The organism is Bradyrhizobium sp. CCBAU 45384, assembly GCF_028128665.1.
GTDB lineage: Bacteria > Pseudomonadota > Alphaproteobacteria > Rhizobiales > Xanthobacteraceae > Bradyrhizobium > Bradyrhizobium manausense.
Genome location: NZ_LBIZ01000116.1, coordinates 214,216 through 235,128 on the forward strand (window position 1 = coordinate 214,216; position 20,913 = coordinate 235,128).

General features: G+C 64.1%; 20 protein-coding genes. 11 read left to right on the forward strand and 9 right to left on the reverse strand.

The features are described from left to right. Positions 1 to 24: 24 nt before the first annotated feature. The gene (gene glgA / locus XH80_RS30520; RefSeq protein WP_271601782.1) at positions 25 to 1,440 is read right to left on the reverse strand and encodes a glycogen synthase GlgA; all 1,416 of its coding nucleotides are present in this window, start codon (positions 1,438 to 1,440) and stop codon (positions 25 to 27) included. A gap of 196 nt (positions 1,441 to 1,636) precedes the next feature. Here glgA and XH80_RS30525 point away from each other — a divergent pair, with 196 nt between their 5' ends. From XH80_RS30525 to XH80_RS30560, 8 genes are all read left to right on the forward strand, one after another. Then, positions 1,637 to 2,833 (forward strand): CaiB/BaiF CoA transferase family protein, encoded by a 1,197-nt coding sequence (locus XH80_RS30525; RefSeq protein WP_271601783.1) that lies wholly within the window; start codon positions 1,637 to 1,639, stop codon positions 2,831 to 2,833. A 130-nt stretch (positions 2,834 to 2,963) separates the two neighbouring features. Next, entirely contained in the window at positions 2,964 to 4,508 is a 1,545-nt protein-coding gene (locus XH80_RS30530; protein ID WP_271601784.1) for an ABC transporter substrate-binding protein, read from the forward strand. A 7-nt stretch (positions 4,509 to 4,515) separates the two neighbouring features. Beyond that, the gene (locus XH80_RS30535; protein WP_271601785.1) at positions 4,516 to 5,466 is read left to right on the forward strand and encodes an ABC transporter permease; all 951 of its coding nucleotides are present in this window, start codon (positions 4,516 to 4,518) and stop codon (positions 5,464 to 5,466) included. Continuing rightward, entirely contained in the window at positions 5,453 to 6,325 is an 873-nt protein-coding gene (locus XH80_RS30540; RefSeq protein WP_271601786.1) for an ABC transporter permease, read from the forward strand. Before XH80_RS30535 ends, XH80_RS30540 begins: the two co-directional genes overlap by 14 nt. Next, complete coding sequence (locus XH80_RS30545) at positions 6,322 to 7,314, forward strand: ABC transporter ATP-binding protein (protein ID WP_439405354.1); 993 nt, start codon at positions 6,322 to 6,324, stop codon at positions 7,312 to 7,314. The genes XH80_RS30540 and XH80_RS30545 overlap by 4 nt, the downstream gene beginning before the upstream one ends. Next, complete coding sequence (locus XH80_RS30550) at positions 7,311 to 8,282, forward strand: ABC transporter ATP-binding protein (protein ID WP_271601787.1); 972 nt, start codon at positions 7,311 to 7,313, stop codon at positions 8,280 to 8,282. The genes XH80_RS30545 and XH80_RS30550 overlap by 4 nt, the downstream gene beginning before the upstream one ends. 79 nt (positions 8,283 to 8,361) lie before the next feature. Beyond that, a complete protein-coding gene (locus XH80_RS30555; RefSeq protein WP_271601788.1) occupies positions 8,362 to 9,429 on the forward strand; it encodes an alcohol dehydrogenase in 1,068 nt (355 codons plus the stop codon). Positions 9,430 to 9,539: 110 nt separating this feature from the next. Further along, positions 9,540 to 10,619, forward strand: a complete 1,080-nt coding sequence (locus XH80_RS30560) for an isocitrate/isopropylmalate dehydrogenase family protein (protein WP_271601789.1) — start codon at positions 9,540 to 9,542, stop codon at positions 10,617 to 10,619. Between the two features lie 41 nt (positions 10,620 to 10,660). Here XH80_RS30560 and XH80_RS30565 read toward each other — a convergent pair whose 3' ends face one another. From XH80_RS30565 to XH80_RS30585, 5 genes are all read right to left on the reverse strand, one after another. Then, entirely contained in the window at positions 10,661 to 10,936 is a 276-nt protein-coding gene (locus XH80_RS30565) for a hypothetical protein (protein ID WP_220000733.1), read from the reverse strand. Positions 10,937 to 11,234: 298 nt separating this feature from the next. Beyond that, complete coding sequence (locus XH80_RS30570; RefSeq protein ID WP_057753349.1) at positions 11,235 to 12,050, reverse strand: enoyl-CoA hydratase; 816 nt, start codon at positions 12,048 to 12,050, stop codon at positions 11,235 to 11,237. Between the two features lie 109 nt (positions 12,051 to 12,159). After that, on the reverse strand, positions 12,160 to 13,524 hold the full coding sequence (locus XH80_RS30575) for a L,D-transpeptidase family protein (protein ID WP_271601790.1): 1,365 nt from the start codon (positions 13,522 to 13,524) through the stop codon (positions 12,160 to 12,162). Between the two features lie 405 nt (positions 13,525 to 13,929). Further along, entirely contained in the window at positions 13,930 to 14,301 is a 372-nt protein-coding gene (locus tag XH80_RS30580) for a helix-turn-helix domain-containing protein (RefSeq protein ID WP_020608151.1), read from the reverse strand. Positions 14,302 to 14,330: 29 nt separating this feature from the next. Next, a complete protein-coding gene (locus XH80_RS30585; protein WP_271601791.1) occupies positions 14,331 to 15,380 on the reverse strand; it encodes a LysR family transcriptional regulator in 1,050 nt (349 codons plus the stop codon). Positions 15,381 to 15,850: 470 nt separating this feature from the next. On the opposite strand from XH80_RS30585, the gene XH80_RS30590 reads away from it, so the two are divergent. After that, positions 15,851 to 16,117: a hypothetical protein gene (locus tag XH80_RS30590; RefSeq protein ID WP_057753345.1), complete on the forward strand. Its 267-nt coding sequence runs from the start codon at positions 15,851 to 15,853 to the stop codon at positions 16,115 to 16,117. 208 nt (positions 16,118 to 16,325) lie between these two features. Further along, complete coding sequence (locus XH80_RS30595) at positions 16,326 to 17,057, forward strand: cytochrome c biogenesis CcdA family protein (protein WP_271601792.1); 732 nt, start codon at positions 16,326 to 16,328, stop codon at positions 17,055 to 17,057. Positions 17,058 to 17,104: 47 nt separating this feature from the next. Here XH80_RS30595 and XH80_RS30600 read toward each other — a convergent pair whose 3' ends face one another. The 3 genes from XH80_RS30600 to XH80_RS30610 form a co-directional block, all read right to left on the reverse strand. After that, a complete protein-coding gene (locus tag XH80_RS30600) occupies positions 17,105 to 18,238 on the reverse strand; it encodes a mandelate racemase/muconate lactonizing enzyme family protein (protein ID WP_271601963.1) in 1,134 nt (377 codons plus the stop codon). A 14-nt stretch (positions 18,239 to 18,252) separates the two neighbouring features. After that, entirely contained in the window at positions 18,253 to 19,710 is a 1,458-nt protein-coding gene (locus XH80_RS30605; protein WP_271601964.1) for a sensor histidine kinase, read from the reverse strand. A 357-nt stretch (positions 19,711 to 20,067) separates the two neighbouring features. Further along, positions 20,068 to 20,412, reverse strand: a complete 345-nt coding sequence (locus tag XH80_RS30610; RefSeq protein WP_271601793.1) for a DUF1236 domain-containing protein — start codon at positions 20,410 to 20,412, stop codon at positions 20,068 to 20,070. 135 nt (positions 20,413 to 20,547) lie between these two features. Here XH80_RS30610 and XH80_RS30615 point away from each other — a divergent pair, with 135 nt between their 5' ends. Further along, entirely contained in the window at positions 20,548 to 20,781 is a 234-nt protein-coding gene (locus XH80_RS30615) for a hypothetical protein (RefSeq protein ID WP_271601794.1), read from the forward strand. Positions 20,782 to 20,913 lie beyond the last annotated feature (132 nt).

The following is a 20,913-nucleotide window of genomic DNA, read 5'->3' on the forward strand; positions in this document are numbered from 1 at the left end:
GAGAATGAGGAGACGCCCCCAGCCTCACGCTACCGCCAGCTTCCTGTACAGCTTGGTGTAGCTTCCCGCCGAGATGCTCCACGAGAACGACCGGCCCATGGCGCTGCGGCGCATGGTGTCGAGCTGGTCCTGGGCCATGAACGCCTCGAAGGCGCGGCGGACGCCGCCGAGGAAGGATTCGTGCGAGGGGCGCGAGAACAGGAAGCCGGTCTCGCCGTCGGTGATGGTCTCGGCAAGGCCGCCGGTCTGGTGGCCGATCGGCAGCGAGCCGAAGCGCTGGGCGTACATCTGGCTGAGACCGCACGGCTCGAACCGTGACGGCATCAGGGTGAAATCGCTGCCGGCGAAGATGCGCCTGGCCTGCGCCTCGTTGAAGCCGATGGCAACGCCGATGGCATCGGGGCGGCGGCGATGCGCGTTGATCAGCGCCTGCTCCAGCGCGGGCTCACCGGAGCCGGTGACCACGATCTGTCCGCCGGCATCGATGATCTCGTCGGCGGCCGACAGCACGAGGTCGATGCCCTTCTGGTGCACGAGGCGCGCGACGATGCCGAACATCGGTCCGCGCGAGACCGCGAGGCCAAACTGCTTGCGCACGTAGTCCGCATTGGCTTTCTTGCCGACCCAGTCGCCGGCGCCGAATTGTTGGGCGAGCTGGGCGCAGGAGCGCGGGTCCCAGCTCTCGTCGATGCCGTTGAGGATGCCGGTGAGCTCGGACGCGTCGGAGCGGACGCGCAGCAGGCCTTCGAGGCCGCAGCCGAATTCCTCCGTGGTGATCTCGCGCGCATAGGTGCCGCTGACGGTGGTGAGGTGCGAGGCGTAGACCAGGCCTGCCTTGAGGAAGGAGAGCTGGTCGTAGAACTCGACGCCGTCGATGTGGAAGGAGCTTTCGGGGATGCCGATTCGCCGCAGCGACTCCTTTGGAAACAGACCCTGATAGGCGAGGTTGTGGATGGTCAGGATCGACGGCAGCTTGGCGCCTTGCCAGGCGAGGTAGGCCGGTACGAGCGCGGCCTGCCAGTCATTGGCATGGATCAGGTCTGCTGCCCAATTCTTGTCCAGCTTGCCCATGGCAAGCTCAGCGGCAGCCGAAGCAAAGCGCGCGAAGCGGATGTCGTTGTCGGGCCAGTCGCGCCCGGACTCGTCACCGTATGGGTTGCCGGGACGATCGTAGAGTTGCGAGCACAGCAGCACATAAACCGGCATTCCGTCCTTGGTCGCGGCCCGTCCAAGCGAGCAGGCCGGCATCTCCGCAAATGCCGGGCAGCGTCCAACGACCTGAATATGCGTGAGTTGCTCGATGATGTCGCGATAGCCGGGCAGCATGATCCGGATATCGGCGAAGGGGCGGAGCGCTCTTGGGAGGGCCGCGGAAACGGCACCAAGTCCGCCGACGCGGACGAAGTCGTCCATCTCTGTCGTAACGAATAAGACCCTCAAGAACGGCTGCCCTCTTCCGATCCCGATTGCTGCTATGCAAGATCGGGTCCAGTTGCCTCTCGATATTCTCGGCCCCCCCGTGAGACGCACCGGCTCGGTAAAGACTTTCCTACTCGGCCGCCGCCATCTAGGGTCGGCGCACCAACAAGAGAGAACAACGATAGTTCCAAATGGACTGGGGACTCGGCGAGGGCGGATGCAATTAGCAGATAAGCACGAAGCGACGACGACAAAGGCCTTCGCCGGCCTCAGGGTGCTGGATTTTTCGACCACGATCGCCGGACCCCATTGCGCGCGGATGCTGGCCGACATGGGCGCCGAGGTCATCAAGATCGAGACCGACGAGGGCGAGACGATGCGGACGCGGCCGCCGCTGCGGAAGGGCTTCAGCACCGTGTTCGGTCAGCTCAATGTCGGCAAGAAGAGCGTGGTGCTCGACCTCAAGTCCGAGGACGGTCGGGAGGCGGTGCGGCGTCTGGTCGCGACCGCGGACATCCTGGTCGAGAATTTTCGCCCGGGCGTGATGCGCCGGCTGCGGCTCGACTACGACAGCCTCCGCCCGGTCAATCCCAGGCTGATCTACTGCTCGATCTCGGGCTACGGCCAGACCGGTCCGTCGGCCGAGCTGCCGGCCTACGCACCGGTGATCCATGCGGCCTCCGGCTACGACATGGCGCATCTTGCCTACCAGCCCGGCCGCAACAGGCCGGACTATTGCGGCATCTACCATGCCGATGTCGTCACCGGCACCTATGGTTTTGGTGCGATCGCCTCCGCGCTCTATCAGCGCACCGTGACAGGGCTCGGCCAGCACATCGACGTCTCCATGCTGGAGTCGATGCTCACGCTGACGGTGATCGAATTGCAGAGCTCGCAATTTGCGGTCAAGCCGCCGCCGCGGCCGATGTTCGGCCCGACTGAGACCGCCAACGGCTATGTCATGATCACTGTCGCGAGCGAGAAGACCTTTCAGGCCTTGATGGGTGTGATCGGTCGCCCCGAATGGATCTCCGATCCGCGCTTTTCGTCTTACGCCCCACGGCGCGAGCACTGGGCCGACATGATGGACGGCGTCGAGGCCTGGTCGCGGCAGCTGTCGACTGACGCCTGCCTTGTCGCCCTAGGCGCGGCCGGCGTGCCGGCCTCGGCCTATCGCACCATCAAGGAAGCCCTTGATGATCCGCAACTGGCGCACCGGCAGGCGCTTTCATCCGTGGAGGATGGCGGCGGCTCGTTTAGGGTCATCAATCTGCCGTTCCGGATGACGGGCGCCGATACGAGGCCGGGCAAGACCATCGCTGCGCTCGGAGAGCACACGCGCGAACTGCGCGGGGAGATTGGCCTCGCCGATGATGCGCCAATTCCGTCAGGCAAAACAGAAGCGATCGGCTGAGCACGTCACGCCGCATATAAGCGGCATCGAACCCCCTTCCGTTCCTCTTGCCGTGGCGAGCATTTCTCGCCAATCTCGCCCGAGTCATTCAACGATCCGAAACATCGGACGAGGGATCCCGGGAGGAACCATGACGAACATCGCTGCCGCGGCGCGCAAGCGCGCGCCGATTTTCCTTGCTACGGCATTTGCGTTCCTTCCATTGGCAGAGCCCGCGCAGGCGCAGAAGGCCGGTGGCAGCATTACCGTCGGGCTGGAGCTCGACGTTCCCGGCTTCGATCCGCTCAAGGTCGGCGTCTACGATGCGGCCGCGCTCACCCCGGCCGCCGCCATCTTCGACACGCTGACCTATCTCGACGACAAAGGCGAACCACAGCCCAGGCTTGCGCTGTCCTGGACCCATTCAGACGACTTCAAGACCTGGACGTTCAAGCTGCGCCCCGGCGTCAAGTTCCACGATGGCACGCCGTTCAACGCCGAGGCTTACAAGGCCAATTTCGACCGGCAGAAGGATCCCGCCAACAAGTGCCGGTGCGCATTCTACATCGCTGCAGTCAACAACGTTCAGGCGCCCGACGAGCTGACGGTCGTTTACAATCTGAACGATCCTTCCGTGAATTATCCGACGCTGGTGTCCTATCCGCACCAGAACGCCGCCGTGCATTCGCCGACCGCCTGGAAGACCAGGGGCGACGATTACAACCGCAACCCCGTCGGCACCGGGCCCTACATTCTGAAGTCATGGACCGCCGGCGATCGCATGGTGCTGGAGCGGAATCCCGATTATTGGGACAAGGACAAGATTTTTCTCGATCGCATCATCCTGAAGCCGCTGCCCGACGCGCAATCGCGCTTTGCAAGCCTGCAGTCGGGCGAAGCCGATCTTATCTGGGATGACGAATACGATCCCGACAATCTTCAGAAGGCTCAGAAGAATCCGAAGCTGACCGTGCACAGCTATACGGGCTCGGGCGCTCAGGTCTACGCATTCAATACGAAGGCACCGCCCTTCGATGACGTCCGGGTGCGGCAGGCGCTGGTGATGGCGATCGACCGCAAGAAGATGTCACAGGCGGTCACGAACGGGCTCGCCAAGCCCGCGACAAATCCGTACGGCGACGGCTCGTGGGTCAAGTGCAAGGATGACGGCGCGTTGCCACTTGACGTCGCAAAGGCCAAGGCCCTGATCCAGGAGTATGGCAAGCCGGTCGAATTCAAGATGGTGGTCACGGCCACTCCGCGCGGCCGCATCATCGGACAGGTGTTGCAGCAATTCTGGAAGAATGTCGGTGCCAGCATGGAGCTCGACCAGGTCGACCAGGCGACCATTCCGCCGCGCGGCTTCATGCGGCAATTCCAGCTTCTCCCATGGCGCATCGTCGACCTCGCCGATCCCGATCCGCAGATGTTCGCCAACTTTCACACCGGCAGTCCGGTCGCACTGGCAAATTATTCGAATCCGGAGCTGGACAAGCTGCTCGAGCACGCGCGTGTGACTGCCGAGATCGACAAGCGCATCGAGGATTATTGTGCGGCCACGCGTGTGATCAACAAGGAAGCGATCTGGTTCTGGACCTTCCAGAACACCTATTACGCGGTGTCGAGCGCCAACATCAAAGGGCTGCCTAAGATGTACAGTGGGATGATCGACGTGTCCCGCGTCTGGAAGGAATAGCCCGCGCATGGTCGGCTTCGTTGCGCGCCGCTTCTTGTACATTGTGCCGGTCCTGCTTGCCGTCTCGCTGCTCACGTTCCTGATCGCCTCGCTGCTGCCGGGCGATCTCGCCTATGTCATCCTGGGCGATCAGGCGACGCCCGAGAAGGTCGCGGCGCTGCGCCATGACATGGGGCTCGACCAGCCGCTGTGGTGGCGTTACCTGAGCTGGCTCGGTCACCTGCTTCAAGGCGATCTCGGTCGCTCGTTCCGCACCGGGCAGACGGTGCTGCAGGCGGTCAGCGAGCGCATCCCGGTCTCGCTCGAGCTGATGCTGATGGCCGAGTTCATCGGCCTGCTGATCGGCGTTCCTGTCGCCATCGCCTGTGCCGCGCGCGCGGGCGGCGCATTCGACCGCTTCATGACCGGGAGCGCCTTTGCGATGCTGTCGATGCCGTCCTTTCTGGTCGCGATCCTGCTGATCTACCTGTTCGCGGTCGAGCTGCATTGGCTGCCGGCGACTGGCTATGTGCCGTTAACCGAGGATCCGCTGGCCAATTTGCGCTTCTTCGTGCTGCCGGCCCTGACGCTGGCGCTGGCGGAATGGCCGGGGATCATGCGCGTGCTGCGCTCCGACATGATCGCAACCTTGCAAGAGGACTATATTGCGCTGGCCAAAGCCAAGGGCCTGAAGCCTTCGCGCATCCTGTTCGTCCACGCGCTGAAACCGTCGTCGTTGACGCTGGTGACGGTGACGGGCATCAATATCGGCCGCCTGCTCGGCGGCACGCTGATCGTTGAGTCCATCTTCGCACTGCCGGGCATCGGCCGGCTGCTGGTCGGCGCGATCTACACCCGGGACCTCGTCATCCTCCAGGGCGTGGTGCTGCTGGTGGCCTGCGGCTTCGTCATCGTGAATTTCATCGTCGACATGCTCTACGCCGTGCTCGATCCGAGGATCCGCCATGGCCACGCTTGAGCTGTCAATCCAGGACGAGATTGCATCCGAGCCGATCCGCCGCGGGCGCAAGCTCGGCCTGTTGTTCTGGATCGCGAGCGGCTGGCTCGCGATCATCCTGACACTGGCGATTCTGGCGCCGGTGCTGCCGCTGCAGAACCCTGTCGACATGGACATGCTGGAGCGCCGCGCCGCGTTCTCCGGCGAGCATTGGCTCGGCACCGACGGCCTTGGCCGCGACGAGCTTGCCCGTCTGATCTTTGGCGCGCGCGTGTCACTGACGGTTGGGCTGATCGCCCCGATGATCGGTCTTGGCATCGGCGGCGCGCTGGGCCTTCTCGCCGGCTATTTCCGCGGCCGGTTCGAGACATTGGTGGTCGGCAGCATGGATGTGCTTCTCGCCTTTCCGCCGCTGATCTTTGCCCTCGCGGTGACGGCCTATCTCGGCCAGTCCATTCCCAATCTGACCGTGATCCTTGGCGTGCTCGGTATTCCTGCCTTCATGCGGGTGGCGCGCGCGGCGACGCTGTCGCTGGCGCGGCGCGAGTTCGTAATTGCGGCTGAGGCGCTGGGCGCCAGCCACACGCGCATCCTGCTGCGTGAGCTCTTGCCGAACGTGATCCTGCCGCTGCTGGCCTTCTTCCTGCTCGGCGTCGCCGTCACCATCGTGGTCGAGGGCGCGCTGTCCTTCCTCGGGCTTGGCGTGCCGCCCCCGATGGCGAGCTGGGGCAGCATGATCGGCGAGGGGCGCGACAGTCTCGACGTCGCGCCGCGGCTGGCCTTCCTGCCGGCAGCCGGGCTGTTCCTGACCGTGCTGGCCTTCAATCTCGTCGGCGACACCATGCGGGCGCTGACCGACCCGCGTCAGGGGGCGCTGTGAGTATGCCGCTCCTGACCATCGAGGATGTCGCCGTCGAGCTGCCGACGCCGCGCGGCAATTTGCGCGCGGTTGATCGCGTCGATCTGTCGCTGGAGGCGGGCCGTACGCTTGGCATCGTCGGCGAGTCCGGCTGCGGCAAGACCATGCTGTCGCGCGCGGTGCTCCAGCTGCTGCCGAACAAGGCAAAACTCTCCGGGCGCGTGATGTTCGATGGCCAGGATCTGGTCCGGCTCGCCCCTGAAAGCCTGCGGCGCCTGCGCGCGCGCGAGCTCGCTGTCGTGTTCCAGGATCCCATGACCTCGCTCAATCCGGTGCTCACGATCGGCACGCAGTTGATGGAGACGATCCAGGAGCATCTCGAGCTCGATGCGCCCGCGGCGCGCAAGCGCAGCATCGAGCTGCTCGCGGCCGTCGGGATTCCCGCGCCGGAGCAGCGGCTGGCGCAATATCCGCATCAATGCTCCGGCGGCATGCGCCAGCGTATTGCCATTGCGATCGCGCTGTCCTGCGAGCCAAAACTGCTGATTGCGGACGAGCCGACCACGGCGCTCGACGTCACCATCCAGGCGCAAATTCTCGATCTGCTGGCGCGCGAGCAGCGGCGACGCCATATGGCCATGATCATCATCACCCACGATCTCGGCGTCGTCGCCGGCCGTGCTGATGAGGTCGCGGTGATGTATGCGGGCAGGGTGGTGGAGCGCGCACCGACGCTGGCCTTGTTCAAGCGCATGCACATGCCCTACACCGAGGCACTGCTGGCGGCGATCCCGAAGCTGGAGACCGCGCCGCACACGCCGCTGCCGGCCATCTCCGGCCGCCCGCCCGATCCGACGCGACCGCTCAAGGGTTGCTCCTTCGCGCCGCGGTGCCCCTATGCGACCGGGCGTTGCCGTGAGGCCAAGCCCGAGCTGAAAAGCGCGGAGATATCAGAGCATCTCTATGCCTGCTTCCATCCGATCCAGATGACGGAAGGGGTGGGTGCATGATGCAACTGGCCGTTCGCGATCAGCCGCTCCTGAACGTCGACAATCTCGTTGTCGAATACGGTCTTGGCAACAAGATCGTGCATGCCGTCTCCGGTGTCAGCCTTCACGTCGCGCGCGGCGAGACGTTGGGGCTGGTCGGCGAATCCGGCTGCGGCAAGTCGACGCTGGGGCGCGCAGTGCTGCAATTGCGCCGTGCCAAATCCGGCCGCGTGCTGTTCGACGGCGAAGACCTGACGGCGATGGAAGGCGAGGCGCTGCGAAAAATGCGCCGCCGCGTGCAGCTGATCTTCCAGGACCCGATCGCCTCGCTCAATCCGCGCCGGCGCATTGGCGACATCGTCGCCGAGCCGCTGATCATTGCCGGCGTCAAGGACGCTGCCGAGCGCAAACGGCGCGTCCAGGAGGTGCTCTCCGCGGTCGGGCTTGATCCCGATCTTGTGGAGAACCGCCTGCCGCATGAATTCTCAGGTGGTCAGTGCCAGCGCATCTGCATCGCGCGGGCGCTGGTGCTCAATCCGGAATTCGTCGTCTGCGACGAGCCGGTCTCGGCGCTCGACGTCTCCATCCGCGCGCAGATCCTCAATCTGCTGGAAGAGATGAAGGCGCGCTTCGGCCTGACGCTGCTGTTCATCGCGCATGATCTTGCCGTGGTCAAAGCCGTCAGCGATCGCGTCGCGGTGATGTATCTCGGCCGGCTCTGCGAGGTCGCCCCGTCGGAGCAATTGTTTGCACGCCCCTTGCATCCCTACACCGCGCTGCTGCTGCAGGCGATCCCGGTGCCTGATCCGGATGTTCGTCCCGCCGAAAGCGTGGCGACCGGCGAGCCGCCATCGCCGATTGCGCCGCCATCCGGCTGCCGTTTCCGCACGCGATGCCCGCGAGCAGACCTGCGATGCAGCGCGGAGATACCGGAGCTGCGCGAGGTCGCATCCGGCCAGTTCGCGGCTTGTCATCATCCGCTGGCCTGACTTAAGACCCCTGCCGGGTTTGTCTCGCCCCGCCGCCCATGGCATGGTGGCGCGACGACAAGCATGCCGGGAGGACGCCATGAAGAGTTTCAAGGTCGCCGAATTCAAGGCGCCGCTGCAGGAGTTCGACGAAGCGACGCCGCAGCCCACGGGCACGCAGGTGCTGATCAAGGTGAAGGCTGCCGGGGTCTGCCACAGCGATCTCCACATCTGGGAAGGCGGCTACGATCTTGGTCACGGCCGCAAGCCGCTGTCGCTGAAAGACCGCGGCATCAATCTGCCGCTGACCATGGGCCACGAGACCGTCGGTGAAGTCCTGGCGTTCGGTCCCGATGTGAAGCCGACCGACCAGGGCGACCTCAAGCTCGGGGACGTCGGCCTGGTCTATCCCTGGATCGGTTGCGGCAAGTGTGCGACGTGCCTTGCCGGTGACGAGAACATGTGCCTGACGCCGCGCTCGCTCGGCGTCTATTGCGACGGCGGCTATTCCGACCACATGCTGGTGCCGCATCCGCGCTACCTGCTCAATCTCAAAGGGCTCGATCCTGCCACGACCGCGCCCTATGCCTGCTCGGGTGTCACCACCTACAGCGCGCTGAAGAAGGTCGAGCAGCATTTTGACACGCCGATCGTGATGTTCGGCGCCGGCGGCCTCGGGTTGATGGCGCTGTCGCTGCTCAAGGCGATGGGCGGCAAGGGCGCGATCATGGTCGACATCGATGCCAGGAAGCGCGAGGCCGCGGAGAAGGCCGGCGCGCTCGCCACGGTCGATCCCAAGGCGGGCGACGCGTTGGAGCAGCTCGCAAAGAAAGCGGGCGGTCCGATCCGCGCCGTGATCGATCTCGTCGGCAACTCTGCCACGACGCAGCTCGGCTTCGATTGCCTGACCAAGGGCGGCAAGCTCGTCATCGTCGGCCTGTTCGGTGGCGGCGCGACCTGGGCGCTGCCGCTGATTCCGATCAAGGCCGTGACGATCCAGGGCAGCTATGTCGGCAACCTGCGCGAAACGCAGGAGCTGCTCGATCTCGTGCGCGCCAAGAAGATCCCGCCGATCCCGGTGACGACGGCGCCGCTCAGCAAAGCCAACGATGCGCTGTTGCAATTGCAGCAGGGCGCGGTGGTCGGGCGCACGGTGCTGACGCCGTAACATTTCTTTACGTCATTCCGGGGCGGTCCGAAGGACCGAACCCGGAATCTCGAGATTCCGGGTTCGATGCTTGCATCGCCCCGGAATGACGGCTCTCTTTAGGAACTCCCATGTCCGCAAACAACGCCTTCCACATTGCCGTGCTTGCCGGTGACGGCATCGGTCCCGAAGTCATGGCGCCCGCGCTCGAGGTGCTGCGCAAGATCGAGACGAGGTCAGGCCTGCGCTTCCGCTTTACCGAGGCGGCTGCCGGCGCCAACAACTATCTCGCCACCGGCAAGTCGATGCCGGACTCGACCATCAAGCTGTGCGAGGAGGCGGACGCCATCCTGCTTGGGGCCTGCGGCCTGCCGTCGGTGCGCTATCCCGATAACACCGAGATCGCGCCGCAGATCGAGCTCCGCTTCATCTTCGATCTCTATGCCGGCGTGCGTCCGGCGCGTCTCATTCCGGGCGTGCCGAGCCCGATCGTCGGTGCCGACAAGCGCGGCATCGATCTCGTCGTGATCCGCGAATCCACCGAAGGCCTGTTCGCCTCGATGGGCAAGGGCATCGTCACCCATGAGGACGCGCGCGAAACGCTGGTCATCACGCGCAAGACCTCGGAGCGGTTGTTCGAATTCTCGTTCCGGCTCGCCGAGCGGCGCAAGGCGCGCGGCAAGCAGGGCAGCCTCGCGTGCGTCGACAAGGCGAACGTGTTCAAGGCGTTTGCCTTCTTCCGCCGGATCTTTGACGAAGCCGCCCAGCGTCATCCCGATGTGAAGACGGATCATCTCTATGTCGATGCCTGTTCGGCGATGCTGGTCAAGCGTCCCTGGGATTTCGACGTGATGGTGATGGAGAACATGTTCGGCGACATCGTCTCCGACATCACCGCGAGCCTGATCGGCGGCCTCGGCATGGCGCCGTCGGCCGATATCGGCGACAAATACGCCGTGTTCCAGCCGTGTCACGGCACCGCCCCTGATATCATGGGGCAGGGCAAGGCCAATCCCACCGGCATGATCCTGTCGGCCGCGATGATGCTGGACTGGCTCGCCGACAAGCACGGCCTCGAAGGCGTCGCGGAAGCCGGCGAACAAATCGAGCGGGCGGTGGACCAGGTCTATGCCGGCGGGCTCAAGCCGATGGAGCTCGGCGGCAGCAACGGCACGGCCGATATCACCAGGGCGGTGCTCGGGGCGCTGTAGCGAGCGTACCCAAAAAAGGGGCCTTGCGGCCCCTTCGTCATCTACCAGCGGTGCCAGTAGCGGTGCCGCCAGCCCCAGGGACGTCCGTAGAACGGGCGCGGGCCATAGTAACCATAGGCGCTATAATAGTTCGGGCGCCACCAGCAGCGGCCCCAGGCGTTGCAGACCATCCGCACCTGGTCGACCTGGGCGGCCGGACCGCCGGCGACCTGATCAGCTTGGGGAATGCCGTTCGGCATCGCCGCCAGCGCTTGTCCCGACGCCAGCGCCGCGCTGCCGAGCGCAGCCAGACCAAGAACGGCAAGTTTGAGTTTCATCGCGATCTCCCTCGTTGGTGGCGGGAGAACCTGCGGCGGATCAATTGGTTGCTATCGCGATGCGGGGAAGTGAGGAATTTAATCTTGGTGAATGAAGGTTCAGCTTAGGTGAGAGTTCCTGGTGTGCTTGGTCTCTCCACCTCGTCATTGCGAGCCACCGGGTCCGCGCGAAGCGCGGCCGATGACAGGCTCCGCGAAGCAATCCAGAATCTCACCGCGGAAGATTCTGGATTGCCTCGTCGCAAGAGCTCCTCGCAATGACGGTGGCGAGAGATGTGAGCTCACAGCGACGGAGGAGTCACTTTCCCCTGAACTGGGGCTTGCGCTTCTCCATGAAGGCCTGCCGGCCCTCGCGGAAATCGGCGCTGTCCATGCAGGCGGTGCCGATCGCCTTGATGGCGCCCATGTCGCGCGCGCTTTCGTCCTTCAGCACCTCTGCGATGGTGATCTTGGCGGCCTTGATCGCGAGCGGCGCGTTCTGCGAAATCGTCAGTGCAATGGCCATGGTCTCGCCCCAGAGCTGGTCGTCCGGGATCACGCGTTCGACGAGGCCAATGCGCAGCGCCTCGCTGGAATCGATGCGCATGCCCGTATACATCAACAGCCGCGCCCAGGACGGACCGACCAGCGACACCAAATGCTTCAACCCGTCATAGCCATAGGCGATGCCGAGCTTCGCCGCGGGAATGCCGAACTGGCTGTCATGCGCGGCGATGCGGATGTCGGCCAGCATCGCGACCTGCATGCCGCCGCCGAGGCAGAAGCCCTGGATGCAGGCAATCGTCGGCTTGGGGAAATCGGCGAGCAGCGCGCGCTGGGCCGCGCTGCGCTTGCCGTATTCCTCGGACGCGGCCGCGTTGTGCCTGACCTTCTCGAACTGGCTGATGTCGGCGCCCGAGACGAACGCCTTGCCGCCGGCGCCGCGCAGGATCACGACGCGCACCGCCTCGTCGTCGCGCAAGGACGTCAGCGCTTCGCCAAATCCCTCCCACATCTCCAGCGACATCGCGTTGCGCTTGTCGGGATTGTTGAAGGTGATGATTCCGACGCCGTCGGTGACCTGCTTGAGGATCTTGCCGTCGGCGTAGGGAGTCTCTTGGGACAGATCAGGCATCGCGCGCTCGCTTGTCGTTTGGCGAGGCACAATGTGCTGTCAGGCCGAGGCCCGGGTCAACCGCGGCCGGGGATGCGGCTCTGCATCCGCCCGTACCGCGATTGCATGCCTACTGCGCCATATGCGCGGTCAGCGGATGGTTGCCGGCATTGCTGAAGAACGCAGCCTCTTCCGCGGTGGCCTCGAGCAACTGCTCGTCCTGGTTATAGACGTCGTTGCGGAACTGGATGGTCTGGTCCTTGGTCATCCACGCCGTGAGATAGATCCAGGCCACCGGTACCTTCTTGGCCATGGCGACCTCCTGATGCTGACCGGTGGCGATCTCGGCGTCGATCGCCGCGCGCGTCCATTTCGGCTGGTCCTTGAGCAGCCAGGCCGCGAGATCGCGCACATTGTCGACGCGGGAGCAACCGTGGGAATCAAAACGGTAGTCGTCGCTGAACAGATTGCGCTGGTTGGTGTCGTGCATATAGACCGAATAGGAGTTCGGCATGTCGATCTTCACCGCGCCGAGCGCATTGAAGCTGCCGTTCTGCTGCCGCACGGTGAAGTTCGGCGTGTGCGTGCCCGACCAGTCGACCGAATGCGGATCGATCGGATTGTCGTGGGCGTCGAGCACCTCCATGTGCATGCGCGACAGATAGGTCGGGTCCTTGCGCATATGCGCCGAGATCTCGGTCTTGGCGATCGAGGAGGGCACCGTCCAGGTCGGGTTGAGCACCACGCCCGTGATCTGGGCCGTCAGCGTCGGCGAGGGTTTTTCGGTCTTGCCGACGATGACGCGATAGCGCCGCACCACGACATCGTTCTCGACCGCCTCGGCGAAGGCGGCGGGGATGTTGACCACGACGTAGCGTTGGCCGAAGGAGAAATTCGTGTTCTCCAGCCGCTCGAGCGAAGCCTCGAGCTGGCGGATGCGCTTTTGCACGGACACGTTCATCGCCGCGAGCGTGCGCGGCGTCATCGTGCCGGTCGGCGCAAGACCGTGTCGGGCCTGGAAGCGTTTCACGGCATCGGCCAGATCCTGGTCGAAGGCGCCGCTCGCCTTGTCGGCCGCGAGGTCACCGGACAGGATCAGGCGCTTGCGCAGGAGGTCGTCATCGGCGTCCTGGACGCCGAGCGCGAACTTGGCGTCCGCGGGAATCGTAGGCCAGCCGCCGCGCACGGCGAGATCGGAATAGCTCAACGCGGCGTCCTTGATCCGCTGGGCGGTGCCCTCGTCATAGGTCGGCTCATGCGTCAGCGCGAGCGCCGCGGCGGAGCGGCTCTCGGCGGTCGACGCCGGGGCCGCGACTGCGGTTTTGGGCGCGGCGGCGTGAGCCGGGTTGGCGGTTGCCGGTACCGTCCCGGACGGGGCGGCGGGTTTGTGGCCGGCCTGGCCCGTGGTCTCGGTCTGCGCCAACGCGGACGCGCTGGCGAGTAGGCCCGTCGCGAACAGATTCGTGGCAATGATCACGGCAAGGCGTTTCGACATCTGTCTGGTCTTCCCCATGAGGACGAGGCCCGCAACGGACGCTCGCATCAGCAATTCCCGGCCGCCGTGCCGTGTGCGCCGATTCGTTAGAATCGGCGGCAATCTAGGTCGTCAGGGTTGAGGCCCCATTAAGCACAGCGAATTAAAAACCCCGCGCCTCCCAGTGCGAAGGCTCTCGATTGGTCGCTGCAGAGCAGGAATGGGTTCGCAAAATCAACGCCGAATGGCGGGTCAATGACTAAAGAAAAAGGGGCGGCAAGACCGCCCAGAAACCGTGACCGCGCGCAGATCACGCGCAGGCCAATCTGATCCGTCAGATGGGTCCGTCAGTCCAGTCCAATCCGGCCACGCCGCCGTGACGTGGCGGATTGAACATCGGCCATGGTGGCCGGACCGCAGATCGGCTCAGCTTTCGTTCGCTGCGATCGATTCCATCAGCGAGACGAGCTGACGCTGCACCGTCTGATCCTTGATCTTGCTGTAGGCGCGCAGCAGGCGGAGGCTGAAAGCCGAGTCCAGGAACAGGAGGCTTTCGACTTCGCGGGCCTTGTTGTCGCCGTCATAGAAGAAGGTCACGGGCACGTCGAGAGCGGAGGCGATCTGCTGAAGCCGAGCCGCGCCGACGCGATTGACGCCCTTCTCGTATTTCTGGACCTGTTGGAAGCTCACGCCAAGCTTTTCGCCGAGCTCAGCCTGCGAGATCTTCATCTCGACGCGCCGCAAGCGGATCCGCTTGCCAAGCTCGATGTCTGGCTTGCCGGCACTGCGCTGCTTCATTCTCTTCGCCGCTGCTTTCATTTTGGTTTTCACCTTTGTTCTTCGGTTGAAAATCCCCCGAAGAGCTGGGTCAGGGGTTCGCCCATATACGAGTCCTTGAATTCATGCGGGTGCACGAATTCTTCCTTAAACCACGGGAAGCGAGCCGGATTGAAAGCTTCGATCAGCCAGTCAATCATGTGCCGCACGCGGGGAATCCGGCCGCTACCGGGATGGTAAGACAACCAGATATCCAGTGGTCGGTTCAATTCGACCTCCAGTGGAATCAACTTCCCGCCAAGCGCAATGGCATAGCTCGGGAAGACGCCGATGCCAGCGCCGTTCGCGACCGCCCAGTAGTTGGCGCTTGAGACGTTTGTCTTCATGACCAGGAGGTCACGTTCCTGAACGCCCGGGAAGAAGCTTTCAAAGGTTTCCTTGGCGGCGAGCTGGTCGGCGAATTGCAGCACCAGGCGGTGCTTGATCAATTCGTGGGCCGAGCGCGGCGTGCCGTATTTCTCAAGGTACTTTTCCGAAGCCCAGAACATCAGATGCATGCGGCCGAGCCGGACCAGCTTGACGTCGAGGGCCGAGGGCCGCGACAGATGGATGGCGACGTCGGCCTCGTGGCGGGAGACGTCGGCCGACCGCATCGCGCAATGCAAATCGACCAGGACTTTCGGATAGGCCTGCTGGAATTCGACCAGGCGCGGAGCAAGCCAGAACGTTCCCAACCCTTCCGTCACGGCGACGCGGACCTCGCCGGTGAGGGCGTTGGCGGTGGAATCGCTGGTGCGCAACACGTCGAAGGCCGCCGCCTCCATGCGCTCGACGGCAGACACCACCATCGCGCCTTCGTCAGTGAGGTGGGTGCCGTGGACGTCCCGGGTGAAAAGGGTCGTGCCGGTCTGGCGCTCAAAATCATCGATTCGGCGGCGGACAGCGTTGATCGACAGAGACAGACGTTCGGCCGCCGAGCGGAAACTGCCGCATCGAACGACTTCCAGAAATATGCGGGCCGCATCCCAATCGGAGAGGCCGCTGAGATTTGTTTTTAGGCGTTCCTCCAGGGGAACGCCCCTTTCCGCCAAGGAGTGCATACAAGTCCCTTCGGACCGCTAAACTGGCAGAATCTAGCGCAAACCACAACCACGACGGGTTGGGGAACGGTGAGTTTTGAACGGCATACTTACCGCGCCTGATATGGTATTGGAGTGTTGCTAGCACCGGGAATCGGGCAAATTGTTGCTCGGAAGAGGGGTAGTTGTGCGTTCCGTTGCGAGCCTTGACGTGGCTGCGGGATTGCCGGGTCCATGTGGATCTCAGGACGGCGTAGGCGATGACGCGCGTTCCCGGGAAATGGATCGATCATACCTGGCCAAGCGTTTCGTCCTCGACCGTTCCGACTTGCGCCGCGAAGCAATGCCGTCCGGAACCGCAGTTTCGACGCAGAAACACGTTGAATTCGTATTCGAGGGCTCGGATCCCTCGTGCTATCCTTCGGTCGCTTGGGGGGCCGAGGGAATCACTTCAAGCACGTCTCCAGCCTGAAATAACGGAAAGAACGCCGGTGTCGCATACAGACGAACAATTGCAGTCGGTGCTCGAGACGCTCGAGGAGTGCCGCAAGGTTCTCAACGAGAGCAACAGCCGCGAGTCGGCCGAGCTGCTCTCGATCGTCATCCTTGATGTCAGGATGAAGCTCAAAGGAATCGACAGCGCCGATCTCAAGGCCCTGTGCGACGAAATGTTGCGGAGCGCCGCCAGCGCGCCGCCGCCCCCCTCCAAGCAGACGCAGGACCAGCCCCGGCGTCCGCTGCTCCGCGTGGTGAAGTAGCCGCGCCGCCGAATCTCGCTTTTTGGCGAGAATTGTGCGCGTCCCGATGCCGCACCTGTGATCACAGACGGCATCGGGAGGAGCCCTGGTTTGATCGCGCCTCTGTTGCGCATTCCCCGGCATCGGCTACACCAGAGCCGGTTCGGCCCAAGTCACGTGCGCAGCCCCCGCGCCCGGCCCGAGGGCCCGGGATGGCTCCGACTGCATCATGCAAAATGTTTCGATTCCCGCGGCGATGATTGCCGGTCTCGTCAGCTTCCTTTCGCCCTGCGTCCTGCCCCTGGTCCCGCCCTATCTGATCTATCTCACCGGCGCCACGATCGAGCACGTCGAGAGCGGCGAGCCTGACACGGCGTCCAAGCGCGCCATCATGATGGCGGCGCTGCTGTTCGTGCTCGGCTTCTCCACGGTGTTCGTGGCGCTCGGCGCCAGCGCCTCGCTGATCGGCGGGCTGATCCGCGCCTGGTCGGCGGAATTGTCGATTCTTGCCGGCATCGTCATCATCATCATGGGTCTGCACTTCCTCGGGCTGACGCGGATCGGCTTCTTGATGCGCGAAGGCCGGCTCCCGATCCCGAAGCCCGTCGGACTCTGGGGCGCCTATATCATGGGACTCGCCTTCGCGTTCGGCTGGACGCCGTGCATCGGCCCGATCCTCGCCGCGATCCTGTCGATCGCGGCGGCCGAGGCGACGGTGACGAAGGGGGCAGGTCTGCTCGCGGTCTATTCCGCGGGCCTCGGCATCCCCTTCCTGATCGCCGCGCTGATGATCGAGCAGTTCTCCACGCTGTTCGCGCGGATGAAGGGCCACCTTGTCAATGTCGAGCGCGCCATGGGCGTGCTGATGGTCATCACCGGCATCGGCTTCCTCACCGGCGCGGTGTCGAATGTGAGCATCTGGCTGCTGGAGACGTTCCCGATGCTGCAGACGATCGGGTAGAGCGTTGCAAATCAGAAGGTTCACACGCCGCGTTGCGGGGTCCAGTTCTAATTCACGGCAAACCGCGCCATCGCCTCGCGGTCGACCTCGATGCCGAGTCCGGGATCGTCAGGCACGCGAACGATGCCATTACGGTGCTCGATCGGCTCTTTCAGGATCGCCTGCCGGATCGGATGCTCGGTGCAGTCGAATTCGAGCATTGGCTCGAGCGGCGCCAGCGAAGTTGGCGTATGCGAGGGCAGCACCGCGAGGAGCTGCAGCGAGGCGGCGATCGCGATTCCGGTGCCCCAGACATGCGGGTTGTAGCGGACGCTGAACGCTTCGCTCATGTCGGCGATCTTCTTGCATTCGGTCAGGCCCCCGGCCGCGCAGGTGTCGGGCTGGGCGATGTCGAGGGCATGCGAGGCAAACAGGTCGCGGAAGCCGAAGCGCGTGAACTCGCATTCGCCGCCGGCGATGGGAATGGAGAGCGCGGACCTCACCGTGCGATAGCCGGCGACGTCCTCCGGCGGCACCGGCTCCTCGAACCAGGAGATGTCGTGACGCTCGATCAGCCGTCCGAGCCGGATCGCGGCGACGGCATCATAGGCGTGGTTCGCGTCGACCATCAGAGCGACATCGCCGCCAATCGCCTCGCGCACGGCGTGCGTGACTGCAGCGTCTTCCTCGATGCCGAAGCCGACCTTCAGCTTTACGGCGCGAAAGCCTTCCGCGACATAGCTGGCTGCTTCCTCCGGCAGATATTTGAGGGGATCGCCTGACCTCCGCCGGTAGAGCCCGGTCGCGTAGGCCTGCACCTCCTTGCGCGCGGCGCCTCCGAGCAATTGATAGGCCGGAACGCCAAAATGCTTGCCCTTGATGTCCCACAGCGCGATGTCGATGCCACTCAATCCCTGGATCACCACGCCCTTCTGGCCGTGATCGCGCAGGCGTGCATAGATCATCTGCCACAGCACGTCGGTTCGCAGCGGATCCTCACCGACCAGCCACGGCGCGACGCTCTGCACGACGGCCGCAGTCATCCGCGCAGGACCGTAGCACTCGCCCCAGCCGGTCAGGCCGGTGTCCGTCTCGACCTCGACCAGCATGGCGGTGCGCGTGTCGTACCAGGCGCGCGAATAGGCGAAGGGCTGGGACAGTCTTGCTTCGAGGATGTGCGTCCGAATCCCGGTGATCTTCATCGTCCCGATCCCGTTCACCTTGTCTCGTCCAGCACGCATGTCACCGTGCAGACCACGCCGCGCGGCAGGAAGTCCATCGTTGCCTCGCCGCCGAGCTGGTCGCGGGCGCTGCGCTCGATCAGGCGCGAGCCGAAGCCGCGCCGCACCGGCTCCGTCACCGGGGGGCCGCCGGTCTCGGTCCAGATCAGCCGGAGCCGCGGCTTCGGTATATCGGCGATGACCTCCCAGTCCAGCGTGACCCTGCCGGTCTCGTTGGAAAGCGCGCCGTATTTCGCGGCGTTGGTCGCGATCTCGTGCACGATCATCGACAGCACCACCGCGAGCCGCGGCGAAAGCGGCACTGCGGGCCCTGACATGCGGATGCGGTCGGGATTTGCCAGCAGGAACGGCTGGAGCGCACGCGCGATCACGTCCCGCAGCTCCGAGCCCGCCCATTTCTCCTGGCTGAGAAGATTGTGCGCTTCAGCGAGCGCACTGAGACGCCCCTCGAACTTGGTCCGCTCGTCGCGGCTGGCGCTGCGAAAAGTCTGCACCGCGATCGCCTGCATCAGGGCCAGCGTGTTCTTGACGCGGTGGTTGAGCTCCTCGACCAGGAGATTGTGCAGCATCTCGCCGCGCGCGATCGTGGTCGCCATCCTGACGGCGAAGGTGAGGCCGATCAGCAGCAGCACGCCGCCGATCAGGCTCGTGATCGCGATGTTGCGCCAGAGCGGTGCGATCAGCGAGCTTTCGGGGACCCCGGCGGCGACCGTCCAGCCCGTCAGATGCGATCGCGTATAGGCGGAGGCGAGGGCAATGCCGTCGAGCGACACCGATGAGAGTGCAGCCTCGTCGCTGCGAAACATCTCGGCGTAGAGCGATGGCGCGGCGCGCTTTCCGAAGGTTTCGCCAGGGTTGGGCACGCGGGCGAACACGGTGCCCGTGGTGTCGAGCAGAGACACCGTCCACTCCGTGTTGGGCCGCTGCTTCTCGACGAGAGTCTGGAAGATGCCGATGGGCGGGCTGAAGCAGAGGTCGTAGACGACTTCGCCGTCGCGAAACACCGGAACCTCGACGGTGAGAACCTGACGATGATTGTAGACGCCATTGAACAAATCGGAATATTGCGGCGCCTTGATCGCGAACAATCTCTCCACGATCGCCATATTGCCGCGTGGCGGCAGGCTCGCAGTGTCTTCCGTCGTGGAGGAAAACAGGATGCGTCCCTTGCCGTCGGAGATCAGCACGAGGCCGCTCTTGCCATATTGTTCGAGGAAGCCGAGCGCGATACTGCGAAAATTGACAAAGTCGTCGTTGCGGAGCGAGTCGGTGAGCGCCAGCACCTGCAACCCGCCGGTCATCCGCTGCACCTCGGAATCCAGCACCAGGCGCATGCTGCGTACGTTTTCCAGCACGCGGCGGGTCGCATCGCTGCGGTCCTGCTTGTAATTGTAGAACGCGATGCCGACGGCGAAGACGATGAGCGGCAACATCGTTCCCGTGACCAGGAGAGCGAGCCGGACCGGCAGGGTGAGCTTTGACAAACGCGGGCGTCCCGATTCCGGCGCTTAAGCGCCGGATTATGATTTTGCAGAGAACCATACGGGCAGGAATTGCGCGGCGCCACGATTTTCGCATCGGGCGAGCAGGCCGAGGGGATTTTTGCAGCGCGGTCGCTGACGGCGCGGAACGTCGTTGCGTCAGCTCATGCTGATGGCAGTGAGCAGCAGGCACATGGCGTACACGGCCGCCAGGCTGAGCCCGGCAATCCGGGCTTCTCGATGCGGTGTCATGTGATCAACTCCGAGAGAGCGGCCGCCCAGGAAGGCGGCCGCTCGTCCGGTTACGTCCTAGTCGATTTCCTGCACGACCGTGCGGGTGCCAGGATCGACCAGCATCACGCGATCGCCGGAGTAGACGTAGCGATATTGCGTCAGCGACGGACCCCAATCGGCCGGAACCGACTCGAGTTCGACATCACTTGGAACCTTCGCACCGACGATGATCTTCTCCTTCGTCGTCACCGGCCGCAGATGATGCTCGGTGACGTAGGATTTGATCCGCGTCCGGTATTGCGGCTCGATCTGGACCGCCGCGGTATGACCGGTTCCGGTCGTGGTCACCACGGTGGATTGTGCGAACGCGCCGGTCGAGACCATCAGCGCCGCCGCGGAAAGCAGGAACAGCTTTTTCATATCGTCCTCCTCATAACAAGCGCCGCACCAACATCTCACCGCCGATGACGTTCCCCAACGGATAGGAACAAATTGCTAGTTTTTCCCGTTTGCCATTGGACCGGGCGAGGAACACCCGGATTGGAGGAGGAGAGAATGAAGCTGAGGATCGCAACCGCAGCAGTGATGATCGCTGCATTTTCGTTGCCGGCGTTCGCGGCCGACGAGTTCTATGTCGTGCAGGACGTCAAGACCAAGAAGTGCACGGTCGTCGACAAGAAGCCGATGGACACGAGCATGACCGTCGTCAGCCCGTCGGGCACGATCTACAAATCGCGCACCGAGGCTGAGAGCGGCATGAAGACCGTCAAGGTCTGCACGTCGAACTGAGGAGGAAGCACATGCCAGTCTTGATCTTGTGGGCCGTGCCGGCCGTGCTGGTGATTGGCGGCGGCATCTATCTGATCGGCCATTTCCACTGATTCAAAACGAGCGTCATGGCCGGGCTTGTCCCGGCCATCC

Excerpts from the sequence above, each read along its gene's own strand:
- XH80_RS30525 (WP_271601783.1), top strand. The coding sequence starts at position 1,637 with ATGCAATTAGCAGATAAGCACGAAGCGACGACGACAAAGGCCTTCGCC.
- XH80_RS30530 (WP_271601784.1), top strand. The coding sequence starts at position 2,964 with ATGACGAACATCGCTGCCGCGGCGCGCAAGCGCGCGCCGATTTTCCTT.
- XH80_RS30535 (WP_271601785.1), top strand. The coding sequence starts at position 4,516 with ATGGTCGGCTTCGTTGCGCGCCGCTTCTTGTACATTGTGCCGGTCCTG.
- XH80_RS30540 (WP_271601786.1), top strand. The coding sequence starts at position 5,453 with ATGGCCACGCTTGAGCTGTCAATCCAGGACGAGATTGCATCCGAGCCG.
- XH80_RS30550 (WP_271601787.1), top strand. The coding sequence starts at position 7,311 with ATGATGCAACTGGCCGTTCGCGATCAGCCGCTCCTGAACGTCGACAAT.
- XH80_RS30555 (WP_271601788.1), top strand. The coding sequence starts at position 8,362 with ATGAAGAGTTTCAAGGTCGCCGAATTCAAGGCGCCGCTGCAGGAGTTC.
- XH80_RS30560 (WP_271601789.1), top strand. The coding sequence starts at position 9,540 with ATGTCCGCAAACAACGCCTTCCACATTGCCGTGCTTGCCGGTGACGGC.
- XH80_RS30565 (WP_220000733.1), bottom strand. The coding sequence starts at position 10,936 with ATGAAACTCAAACTTGCCGTTCTTGGTCTGGCTGCGCTCGGCAGCGCG.
- XH80_RS30570 (WP_057753349.1), bottom strand. The coding sequence starts at position 12,050 with ATGCCTGATCTGTCCCAAGAGACTCCCTACGCCGACGGCAAGATCCTC.
- XH80_RS30575 (WP_271601790.1), bottom strand. The coding sequence starts at position 13,524 with ATGTCGAAACGCCTTGCCGTGATCATTGCCACGAATCTGTTCGCGACG.
- XH80_RS30580 (WP_020608151.1), bottom strand. The coding sequence starts at position 14,301 with ATGAAGCAGCGCAGTGCCGGCAAGCCAGACATCGAGCTTGGCAAGCGG.
- XH80_RS30585 (WP_271601791.1), bottom strand. The coding sequence starts at position 15,380 with ATGCACTCCTTGGCGGAAAGGGGCGTTCCCCTGGAGGAACGCCTAAAA.
- XH80_RS30595 (WP_271601792.1), top strand. The coding sequence starts at position 16,326 with ATGCAAAATGTTTCGATTCCCGCGGCGATGATTGCCGGTCTCGTCAGC.
- XH80_RS30600 (WP_271601963.1), bottom strand. The coding sequence starts at position 18,238 with ATGAAGATCACCGGGATTCGGACGCACATCCTCGAAGCAAGACTGTCC.
- XH80_RS30605 (WP_271601964.1), bottom strand. The coding sequence starts at position 19,710 with ATGTTGCCGCTCATCGTCTTCGCCGTCGGCATCGCGTTCTACAATTAC.
- XH80_RS30610 (WP_271601793.1), bottom strand. The coding sequence starts at position 20,412 with ATGAAAAAGCTGTTCCTGCTTTCCGCGGCGGCGCTGATGGTCTCGACC.
- XH80_RS30615 (WP_271601794.1), top strand. The coding sequence starts at position 20,548 with ATGAAGCTGAGGATCGCAACCGCAGCAGTGATGATCGCTGCATTTTCG.